Here is a 9851-nt window from a genome sequence, read left to right as displayed (position 1 = left end):
AAGAGATAAGGACTCACTGTCCAGAATTTTTTGAGCAACTTATTGCAACGCTCGACGGTCAGTCTTTCTCCCCGTTAGAAGGGAAAACAACCGATGAATTGCGATAAAGCCGGGTTAAAAAAACCGGAGACCCGTTCTCGACTTTAGAGTTTTATAAGCGCAATAGTTTCGGCGAATAATCTGCTAAAAGCAACCATCCCCAATGACCAAATTCGAGATGGTTGCCATGCTCACTTCAGATCATCAAGTAATCCTCAGGGAGCTTGCTTTATATACAACCTTTCTTGCCGGAGCGCTATCGCCAACTGCAGTACCAACGTTCTGTGAGCTGCTGTTCGGTTGCATGCTTTCAGCCGACGGATTTGTTACACAGGCGTTGTTATCGATTGATTTTCATTGTGTATGGAGCAGCTACCACCACTGGCCCCAAGGCAAGGAAAACCGGGGTCGGGTCTTGATGGCGACAGGCGAAGCCTGAGAATGTGGGAAGTTTTATAAACTGAAATCATTCGTTGAAATCCAGTGGGTTCGACTCCCACCCGGTAAAGATTAACCATCAGCCGGAAGCGAGTTTTGCTTAGTCATGGGTAACCTTGGCTTTGAAGCGGAAACAGCAGGTACTAAAGCCGCGGGATTGAGCTCCGAAATTGACGCCTTGCTGGAGGCCTCATTGTTCAAGAGGTGGGGTCAGTACTGAAATGTCGATTTGGTGAGACAAAATCAGTCCGGCCGGAGTCTGAGACCGGGGCAAAGGTACAGGATGGATTTCTCAGGAACCTGCGAGATCCAGTGCTGACCTGAGTTAAATAGCCATTGGTTCTAAGGCTGAACAGAACCTGGTCGTCAGGCTTTGCTTCAAGCCCGGCGAAGCGAATATGAAGCAGCACTCAGGAGTCCGGGAACGAATCCATAAGTGACCGGATAGTAGGTACTGGAAGTCTTAGTGTCCCATAGTACCGATGACAACGGGGAACTCTGCTCAGGAGGACCCGGACGAGGAAAGGGGACATCATAGTTATGGAACCGTTTGTGGGAAACACAAGAGGTGCATTGAAACCTTATGTTTGTGTCAACGAAACAGAGACGGATAGCCACACTGGCCAGAAACAACCAAGCCATGGCTTTCACCTCGCTAAATCAATACATGGACTACAACTGGCTTTTACAGGCCTATCAACTGACCCGCAAGGATGGTGCGACAGGCGTCGATGGTCAAACGGCCGAGATGTATGAGCGACAGCTGGAGAATAATCTCCTTAATCTGCTGGATCGACTGAAATCCGGTCAATATCGGGCTCCTGCGTTACGACGCGTTTATATTCCAAAAGGGAAAGGTCAGAAACGATCTTTGGGCATACCGACCTTCGAGGACAAAATTGCCCAGAGAGCGGTGGCGATGCTATTGGGGCCTATTTACGAGCAAGATTTCTATAACTGCTCGTTTGGGTCCCGCAAAGGCAGGTCAGCGCATCATGCCTTGCAAAGTCTACGTAGCCACATAATGCGAGATGGAGGCCAATGGGTACTGGATGGTGTGCCACAGGCACACAGACTGGCTGCATAAGGAGTATGCGACAGATCTGTGGCTAAGCTTGGGAGAAGATGGTGGTATGGCCCACCGAAGTCTGTTGTCGGAAACCGGCTTCAAACCACTTCAAGCTGCGAGTATTAAGAGTACTGGTGGTGAGCGTTGAAGAAAAGTGCATCTTTAAGGTGTGCAGGTGTGAAATGAGAAGGCGAGTTATCGAACCCATGATGACGCATCGTAAACCAAAGATTCGACATCAAAAGCCAGCAGCGTCCAAGGCTGGTGATCAATTTACAGGCTGTTCCGAAGGCCGTGTAAGTGGTGTCCGGTGTAAAGTGGGCGCGATCTCATTTCAGGCTTTTCTCAGGAACTGTGGGAACCAGTCGTCAGGATGCAAAGGGAGAAATACAAATCATTAAAATGATGAGTGTGAGAGTACCGATGCCTGGCACTGGGGCGGAACTGCTCGTAGTAGTGAGGAAGCACTTGTAATGAGTGTGGAGCGAAGGGGCGGTGTTAAACGGTATCAGTCGGATATCCAACTGCAAGTGCAGGAGGAGGTATGGTGACGGGTACACATCGATTCAATATCGATAAATGGCATGTTGTAAAAGCCTACCAGTTGGTGAAAGCTAACAAGGGGGCTGCGGGTATTGATAATGAGTCAATGACCGTATTTGCAAAAGACTTAAAGAACAACTTGTATAAAATTTGGAACCGCATGACTTCAGGCTGTTATTTTCCACCTGCGGTCAAGGCTGTGGCCATCCCGAAGAAATCAGGGGGCACGCGGTTACTTGGTATTCCTACGATATCAGATCGCATAGCTCAGATGGTTGCCAAGCTCTATTTTGAGCCTCTGGTGGAACCCTGTTTTCTCAGGGATTCTTATGGGTACAGGCCGAACAAATCAGCAATTGATGCTGTACGTGTCACAAGGAAGCGATGTTGGTATCAGGACTGGGTTCTTGAATTTGATATAAAAGGGCTGTTCGATAATATCTCACATGAACTGCTCATGAAGGCAGTAAGAAAGCACACCAGCTGTAACTGGTTACTGTTGTACATAGAGCGATGGCTAAAAGCACCAATGATCAGCGAGAGTGGCGAGTGTATAGAACGTACGCAAGGCACTCCTCAGGGTGGTGTTATCAGTCCGGTGTTGGCGAATCTGTTTCTTCATTATGTCTTTGACAAATGGATGCAGAAGAACCATCCCCGAGTGAGTTGGTGCAGATATGCAGATGATGGGCTTGTACACTGCCATAGTGAAGAGGAAGCACAGCAACTGCTATCAGCACTTCAGAGTAGGTTTGAGTCATGTGGGCTTGCACTGCACCCGGTAAAAACCAAAATTGTGTATTGCAAAGATGGTTCACGAAAAGGGCAGTATGAGAACACTGGTTTTGACTTCCTTGGATATACCTTCAGGCCGAGATGGGTACTGAACAGAAAACGGCAAAGCCTGTTTCTGAGTTTCTCTCCAGCTGCCAGCAGAATTGCACAGAAGGAGATGATCAGGAAGATCAGAAAACTGGGTATCCGAAAGCGAACAGATTTAAGTCTTGTAGAACTGGCCAAATGGTTAAACCCAATCCTTTCCGGTTGGATCAATTACTATGGCTGCTTCTATCGTTCAGAGTTGTACAGAGTCTTCCGGCAGGTCAATAAGGCTTTGATTTGGTGGGCAAGGCACAAGTACAAAAAGCTGCAACGGCGAAAAACGAGAGCTGGTAAGTTTATGGAAAACATTGCTAAATCTTGTAGCCATTTATTTGCTCATTGGCGAGCAGGGATGATTGGAGCGATGGTTTAATGGGAGCGGAATGAGTCGAGAGGCTCACGTTCCGTTCTTGGAGGGGCTGTGGGGGAAGTTCCCACGGTCTACTCACCTGGACATCCAAAAGTATTTCGATACGATTGACCACAACCAGTTAAGGCAGTTTCTTGCCAGAAGAGTAACTGATGGCGTGGTACGAAAACTGATCGATAAATGGCTGAAGGCCGGTATACTCGAGTCGGGAGAGCTTAGCTACCCGACAATGGGAACTCCTCAGGGTGGTGTTATTTCACCACTGTTAGCCAATATTTATCTGCACTATGTACTGGATGACTGGTTTAGGCCTCTAAAGCCCACCGGAACGGAAACGTACGCTAAGGAAAATAATTTGAAGAATCATCGGCCTTATACTGAACAAGGTCTTTATAGGCATGCATTCGGATTCTCACATGCCTGAAAATTTAGTTATCCTTGAAACTCAAGAAAGAAAGTAATCAAAAAGGGAGCTAATAATGTTAAAAAGAAACCGCTAATAAGAGCAAGAGGTAAGTTTCTAGACTCACATGTTTGTTTAATCATTGGAAGTGTAGAGTCTAAGGCTGTTGCACCACTTACTCCAATACATTCTTTAGGATGTTTAGAGCCTAGAATATAAAGAAGTATAATTGCTAAAAGTTCACGAAATAAGTCAATCAATAGAGCTATGGAGCCATAAACAGGGCCCATTTTATTTGAAACCATTACGCCAGGCAAGGTAAACCAGCCAAATCCACTAGACAACGCCAGAGATGTTGACAGTTCTTCTTTTGTGACCAGTGAAGATAAAATACCACCTATTATTGAGCCCAATATAACCAATAACGGAACTAAAAATATTTCTTTCCTTCTAAAAGCCTGATTAAAATCAACACTAACAATATCTATTCCAACCATAAAGATTAATAGGTATAAAAGGTACTCAGTTAGTTGTCCTGGATCAAAGTAAAGCTCCATATAATCAATTAATGTAAAAAGAAATACACCTAAAACAACCATTCCAATAGCAATCAAGCACTCTTTTATTGGTGTTAACATCATTGCTAAAGATCGTGTCGTTCCACTTCCTTTAATTCGATCTTGCCTGAATATAAAAGATATTAATCCAAACGGAATTATACTTGTAAGTACAGCAAATATAAATGATGTATATAAAGTGTCAACTGCCGAAGACAGATTGTTAAAAACAATTCCAAACTCATACCCTATAGTTATCAGCAAAATCCAAACCAGATGAGTAATGAGTCGGCCTGCAAATAAACTCCATTTATTTGTCAGTACCATTCCAGTACCATACCCAGAAATTAGTGCTACTCCTAAAGGTAGGAGTGAGTAAAATAGTGACTGCATTTAAATCACCTGCATCATTATTGAGAAGTCTATTAAAACCATATATCTTTCACTAAGCATATTGTTGTTTGATAACTTAGAAATTGGTTCTACATGATGGGTAACTACTGAGTCCCTAACAGCAAAGGATTCTAGAAAATCATTAAGAGTAAACGCCTTTGTGATCTGACTTCTGTCTATTTCCTTTAGTGATTTGTCTCTAAAGGCTATTGGGCCTATGTAATTAACTCCACCAACAACATCACATGATCTTTTAACTAAGTGTGCAAAAGTGAAGGGTTCACCATCTTGGTGGAAACAGTTAGGAGAGCTAATCCCTTTATCATAAATTGATCGTATACTCAATTTTACAAAGTGAACTCCAAAATATATGGGTAGGTTCTGCCCACCAGTAGGCCAAAAGGTATTGTCAAAATCATTGGTAATTATATCTTTTAAAATATTGCTATTCTTAACCCTCTCAGATAAAGAATTAAAATATCTCATATCAGAATGCTCTGGATTGTTCTTTCCTTGATCATATCCAGACAGGTTTACACCATTTCTTCTTATTGTTGGAATCCAGTGGATTTCTTGAGGCTTCCACGGTAATATTATGCCATTTTCATATCGACGAAATCGATTACTCCCTCGACTTGCATAGGGATCTTCTTCTAAATTCGCAAACTCTTGAAAGAGTAGCGATTGATCTGTTTCTGAATAATCAATATCAAGTTGATAGTGAGAAAAACCTTCATGCAAAAGGCTTTCTCTTGCATCTATTTTCTTATTCGGATTAAATTTTTCTGAAAAGCATTCTGTTTGCATTATCCACCAATATTGTTTTTGTTATTTTATTGTTTACTGCCATTCTCTGCTTTGGCTATTTGACGTAGTAGTATTAGTTTTTATTTCAATAGCTTGTATACCGTGGATCGACCAATCTTCATAATCTGTGCGATTTCCCTTGCTTTATAGCCTTGTTCATGTAGCTCGATTAGTTTTTCTCTGTTGATAGTTGGTTTCCTGCCAAATTTTATCCCTTTAGACTTAGCTTCAAGTCGTCCTTCATTTGTACGCTCTAAAATTCTTTGTCTCTCAGCTTCAGCTACAGCAGAAAATATAGTAATAATCATTTTCCCCATGGGGCCTTCCGTACTTATGCCATCATCAATAAAACGGACAGCCACCCCGAGCTGGTCGAACTCTTTGATAAGCTGAATCATATCGGCGGTATCTCGGCCCAGGCGATCCAGTTTTGTAACCAATAAGACATCCCCCTCTTCCATTTTCACCCTAAGAAGACTTAATCCTTCACGTTCGATGTGGCATCCGGAGGTCTTGTCTGAAAAAATTCTGTTTTCTTTCACTCCCGCAGCTTTTAGGGTTTTGATCTGCAAATCCAGTGACTGCTGGCTGGTTGAAACACGAGCATAGCCAAAGCAACGCACTACAACTGCCTCCTAAATCGATTAATAGAAAAAATGTCTACTAAATGCTTAAAAACGATTTTATAGACAGGATATTCATAAACATCTACGATGTCCACAAATTTATAAATTAATAGACAAAAACAGTATAACTTTGGGTGTAGGATGCCAGTCGAATTCTTAACCGAAGAACAGAAGTCTCGGTATGGGCAGTATTGTGGGGAACCCAATGACATTCAGCTTGCTCAGTATTTTCATCTCGATGAAAGTGATAAAGCGTTTATCGCAGAAAGGCGTGGAGACCAGAATCGGTTGGGTTTTGCCTTGCAACTGACTTCAGTTCGATTCCTTGGCACTTTTTTATCTGACTTGAAGACTATTCCAACCAGTACCCAGATGTTTGTGGCGAGACAACTGGCAATTGCAGACATATCAATTCTCGAAAATTATGCTCAGCGTGACACCACCAAGCGGGAGCATAATGCTCTGATCCGTAAGCGGTATGGATTCAGGGAGATTAATGAACTGCCCTGGTTATTCCGGTTAAGTCGGTTTATCTACACCCGAGCTTGGGTAAGTAACGAAAGGCCAAGCCTTCTGTTCGATTTTGCAACCTCCTGGCTCGTCAAAAATAAAGTTCTGCTGCCTGGTGTGACAACATTATCCCGCCTTATATCAGAGATCAGGGAGCGAGTTGAAAAGAAACTTTGGGTCAAGCTGACATCGTTGCCAGACAGCCATCAAAAAGCCAAGCTCGAAAATTTATTACAAGTACCTTCAGGCCAGCGGGGATCGAACCTTGATCGTTATCGCAAAGGACCAGTAAAAATCAGTGGTCCTGCATTTAATGCCGCCATTTTGCGCTATCAGGAACTTCATGAATTTGGCATCAGTGAGCTTGATTTTTCCCATATTCCTCCTGTCCGACTAAAGAGCCTGGCAAGATATACCAGCGCTGCATCAGCCTACAAGATTGAGCGTATGCCTCAGAGTAAAAGGACTGCAATGTTGCTGGCTTTTGTTAAAGCCTATGAAGTTACAGCTCTGGACGATGCCCTTGACGTGCTTGACCTCCTAATTTCTGATATTGCGGGAGAGGCCAAAAAACTTGGGCAGAGAAATCGACTTCGAACCCTTAAAGACCTTGATCGCTCGGCTCTTACACTGGCTTCAGTTTGTTCGCTCATTCTCGATGAAGGAAATGATGATGAAGTGCTACGGGATGCTATTTTTTCTCTCTGTTCAAAAAAGAGGTTGCAAAAATCCATAAAAACCATCAACGATCTGGCTCGCCCTGCGGATGACCGGTTCTACGATGAAATGGTGCAGCAGTACGGTAGAGTCAGGCGGTTTCTACCTCAGCTATTTAAACAAGTTGAGTTTAAAGGAGCTCCGGCGGGAGCGCCAACGTTGGAAGCATTGAACTACCTGATCCAACAGGGAAATTCCCGAAAACAGATATTGATAGACCCTCCGCTGGATATTATTTCAGCCCCTTGGAAACGTTTGGTTTATGACAAAGATGAACAGGTAACCAAACGCGGCTACACACTGTGCTTTCTGGATAAGTTACAAGACAGCCTGAGAAGGCGAGATGTTTATGTTACCAGAAGTGATCGCTGGGGCGACCCACGAGCTAAATTACTCCAGGGAGACGAGTGGAAAGCTCACAAAGTACAGGTTTGTCGGTCTCTTGGGCATCCTACTTCTGCCAAGGATGCTATTTCAAGCCTGTCTCAGCAACTTGATAATGCCTACCGACAGGTGATTGCAAACTTTGATGACAATGATGCTGTTAACCTTGATAACACTGGCAAAAAGCCTTCTCTGACCATCACTCAGCTCGACAAATTGGAAGAGCCTGAGAGTCTATTGAAATTGAAAGAACAGGTAGTCAGTCTCTTGCCGAAAGTTGAACTGACAGAATTACTTCTGGAAATCCACGCTCATACCGGTTTTGCAGACGAGTTTTTTCACGTAAGTGAGGCTAATGCCAGGGCCGACAATCTACTGATTAGCATTTGTGCTGTATTACTCGCCGAAGCCTGTAATATTGGTCTTGAGCCCTTGGTGCGAAGCAATGTTCCTGCACTTACCCGCCACCGGCTGAGTTGGGTGAAGCAAAACTACGTACGCGCTGAAACCTTGGCTCGTGCAAATGCCAAATTGGTTGACTATCAGTCAACGCTGTCACTACCCCGATATTGGGGAGGCGGAGAAGTGGCATCAGCGGACGGTATGCGCTTTGTTACACCCGTACGTACTATTAATTCTGGCCCAAACCGAAAGTATTTCGGCTCCAGCAGAGGAATAACCTGGTACAACTTTTTATCTGACCAATACTCCGGATTTCACGGGGTCGTTATCCCTGGAACTCTGCGTGATTCGATATTTGTCTTGGAAGGTCTCTTGGAGCAACAAACCAGTTTAAAGCCAACCGAGATTATGACCGATACTGCTGGAGCAAGCGATTTAGTATTTGGACTTTTCTGGTTACTTGGGTATCAGTTTTCCCCCAGACTGGCGGATGCCGGAGAATCTGTATTCTGGCGTATTGATAAAAATGCTGATTATGGTGTACTTGATGAAATTGCACGAGGCTGTATTAAAACGGAACAAATAGAACAGCACTGGGAAGACATGCTACGTATAGCAGGCTCTTTAAAGCTGGGAACGGTGCAGGCTTCAGAGCTCATTCGCTCGCTATTGAAAAGTGAACGCCCCTCAAGCTTGACCAAAGCCATCATTGAGTTAGGCCGAATCAATAAAACCATTTACCTTCTCCATTACGTAGATGATGAAGATTATCGACGCCGCATATTGAACCAATTGAACCGTGGTGAGGCTCGCCATACTGTTGCCCGAGCAATTTGCTATGGAAACAGGGGCGAAATCAGAAAGCAGTACCGTGAGGGACAGGAAGATCAATTGGGCGCACTGGGGTTAGTGACAAATGCTGTAGTTTTATGGAATACAATCTATATGCAAGCCTCGTTGGAGCACCTGAAAAAGCAAGGAGAAAAGATTCTGGACGAGGACGTTGCACGTCTGGCACCACTACCTTTCGGGCATATCAATATGCTGGGGCAGTACTCATTTGCTCTGTCAGAGCTGGTATCAAAAGGTCAGTTGAGGCCGCTCAATGATTCTGATGATGACAGTGAAAAGCCTTAGCGTACGATTACGTTCCGGTGGGCTTCAGATCCCACTTCCGATCAATTTTGATTTCCTTGGGTTCACACACTTCTGGGGTAAAACCCGGAAAGGTGGTTTTGCAATATTCCGGAAAACCGCCAAGGGGCGATTAGCCAAAACGCTGAAATCATTCAACGACTATTGTCGTAAAGATAGGCATAAGCCATTGAGTGAGCAGTACGCCATGCTGAACCGGAAATTACGGGGACACTTTGCGTACTTCGGCATTACTGGAAACTTGAAAGCCCTGAAGGCAGTGCATAGTAAAGTACAGAAAATCTGGCATAAATGGCTGGGGCGCCGATCTCGGAAAAGCTATATTCCGTGGGAGAAATTTTCCCAGTTCCTGAAACGCTTCCCCCTGACACCGCCAAGAATCCAGCATCAGTACTACCAAGGTCATCCGTTAGTGAATCAATAACTGTGAGGAACCGGATGCCTTAATTGGGCTCGTCCGGATCTGCGAGGGCTGAGGGCGGTAACGTCCTCATCTACTCGGATTCTTGAATAAAGTCAAGGAAATCGAAAAGCCAGGGCCAGGCCTTTGTATTTG

Annotated in this window: 10 protein-coding genes; 6 read left to right on the top strand and 4 right to left on the bottom strand. The window is 44.3% G+C overall.

All coding sequences use genetic code 11. The features are described 5' to 3' along the window. Positions 1–202: 202 nt before the first annotated feature. Positions 203–478 (top strand): hypothetical protein, encoded by a 276-nt coding sequence (locus tag KDK13_RS06205; RefSeq protein WP_257284105.1) that lies wholly within the window; start codon positions 203–205, stop codon positions 476–478. Positions 479–674: 196 nt separating this feature from the next. On the opposite strand, the gene KDK13_RS06200 is transcribed toward KDK13_RS06205, so the two are convergent. After that, positions 675–887: a hypothetical protein gene (locus KDK13_RS06200; protein ID WP_257284104.1), complete on the bottom strand. Its 213-nt coding sequence runs from the start codon at positions 885–887 to the stop codon at positions 675–677. Positions 888–1060: 173 nt separating this feature from the next. Between KDK13_RS06200 and KDK13_RS06195 the strand changes: the two genes are divergently transcribed. From KDK13_RS06195 to KDK13_RS06185, 3 genes are all read left to right on the top strand, one after another. Further along, a complete protein-coding gene (locus KDK13_RS06195) occupies positions 1061–1564 on the top strand; it encodes a hypothetical protein (RefSeq protein WP_257284103.1) in 504 nt (167 codons plus the stop codon). 526 nt (positions 1565–2090) lie between these two features. Then, a complete protein-coding gene (gene ltrA, locus KDK13_RS06190; protein ID WP_257284102.1) occupies positions 2091–3344 on the top strand; it encodes a group II intron reverse transcriptase/maturase in 1254 nt (417 codons plus the stop codon). A 10-nt stretch (positions 3345–3354) separates the two neighbouring features. Next, entirely contained in the window at positions 3355–3765 is a 411-nt protein-coding gene (locus KDK13_RS06185) for a reverse transcriptase domain-containing protein (protein WP_257284101.1), read from the top strand. Between the two features lie 8 nt (positions 3766–3773). On the opposite strand, the gene KDK13_RS06180 is transcribed toward KDK13_RS06185, so the two are convergent. The 3 genes from KDK13_RS06180 to KDK13_RS06170 all read right to left on the bottom strand — a co-directional run bounded on the left by KDK13_RS06180 (position 3774) and on the right by KDK13_RS06170 (position 6124). Beyond that, entirely contained in the window at positions 3774–4694 is a 921-nt protein-coding gene (locus tag KDK13_RS06180) for a lysine exporter LysO family protein (RefSeq protein WP_257284100.1), read from the bottom strand. Next, positions 4695–5501 carry a 2OG-Fe dioxygenase family protein gene (locus KDK13_RS06175; RefSeq protein WP_257284099.1) on the bottom strand — a complete coding sequence of 269 codons (807 nt, stop codon included), beginning with the start codon at positions 5499–5501 and terminating at the stop codon, positions 4695–4697. It lies immediately after the preceding gene. 80 nt (positions 5502–5581) lie between these two features. Then, positions 5582–6124 (bottom strand): recombinase family protein, encoded by a 543-nt coding sequence (locus KDK13_RS06170; protein WP_257284098.1) that lies wholly within the window; start codon positions 6122–6124, stop codon positions 5582–5584. 144 nt (positions 6125–6268) lie between these two features. Between KDK13_RS06170 and KDK13_RS06165 the strand changes: the two genes are divergently transcribed. Continuing rightward, complete coding sequence (locus KDK13_RS06165; RefSeq protein WP_257284097.1) at positions 6269–9277, top strand: Tn3 family transposase; 3009 nt, start codon at positions 6269–6271, stop codon at positions 9275–9277. After that, positions 9255–9719: a group II intron maturase-specific domain-containing protein gene (locus KDK13_RS06160; RefSeq protein WP_257284095.1), complete on the top strand. Its 465-nt coding sequence runs from the start codon at positions 9255–9257 to the stop codon at positions 9717–9719. The genes KDK13_RS06165 and KDK13_RS06160 overlap by 23 nt, the downstream gene beginning before the upstream one ends. The last annotated feature ends 132 nt before the right edge of the window (positions 9720–9851 follow it).

Source organism: Endozoicomonas sp. SESOKO1, from assembly GCF_024606265.1.
GTDB lineage: Bacteria > Pseudomonadota > Gammaproteobacteria > Pseudomonadales > Endozoicomonadaceae > Endozoicomonas.
Note: the sequence above shows the minus strand (reverse complement) of the source record. Positions and strands in the feature narration are given on the sequence as shown.